This window comes from Streptomyces sp. NH27, from assembly GCF_056859195.1.
Genome location: NZ_JACEGK010001135.1, coordinates 1 through 256 on the forward strand (window position 1 = coordinate 1; position 256 = coordinate 256).

The window sequence follows — 256 nt, forward strand, 5'->3', positions numbered from 1 at the left end:
CGGGTTCGTTCCCGGTTTCGGGTGGTCCGGGTGATACGAGTCAGTTCCCGGCCGTGCGGAATGAGGGTTTCCCGCAGGGTCAGGGGCAGGGTCAGTCGCTGGGTCAGGGTGGCGGTCGTCCGGGTGATACGGGTTCGTTCCCGGTTTCGGGTGGTCCGGGTGATACGAGTCAGTTCCCGGCCGTGCGGAATGAGGGTTTCACGCAGGGTCAGGGGCAGGGTCAGTCGCTGGGTCAGGGTGGCGGTCGTCCGGGTGA

The 256-nt window shown here is 66.8% G+C and carries 1 protein-coding gene; it reads right to left on the reverse strand.

What is annotated here, in order from left to right; genetic code table 11:
• Window positions 1-256, reverse strand: a 256-nt coding sequence (locus tag AC13HU_RS38385) for a hypothetical protein (RefSeq protein WP_483046607.1), incomplete at both ends; no start/stop codon positions are given.